Below are 258 nucleotides of genomic sequence, written 5' to 3'. Positions count from 1 at the left end.
ATATGTTCATCAATGCTTACTATACCGTGATGAGCTTGTATGGCTGGATTAACTGGTCAAAGAACAAGAAAAACCAGTCTGTTGAGCATAAGCAAACAGACGCTAATAATGTCCGTATTGAGCATCTGCATGCAGGTGACATCCCTATACTCTCTGCCTTGGCAGCAGGAACGATAGCTTTTGTAGGATTGGTTTATTATTTCCGTCCCGTGATTAATAATGGCTTTAGTTTCGATGGTGCGGTACTTGGAATTCATC

Annotated in this window: 1 protein-coding gene; it reads left to right on the top strand. The window is 41.5% G+C overall.

What is annotated here, in order from left to right:
• On the top strand, positions 1–258 hold a 258-nt coding region (locus tag SB725_RS32175), incomplete at both ends, for a nicotinamide mononucleotide transporter (protein ID WP_410923547.1).

The organism is Pseudomonas sp. SIMBA_041 (assembly GCF_046535095.1).
Classification (GTDB): Bacteria; Pseudomonadota; Gammaproteobacteria; order Pseudomonadales; family Pseudomonadaceae; genus Aquipseudomonas; species Aquipseudomonas mucoides.
The sequence above is the reverse complement of the archived record's forward strand: the minus strand, read 5'-3'. Positions and strand labels throughout refer to the sequence as shown.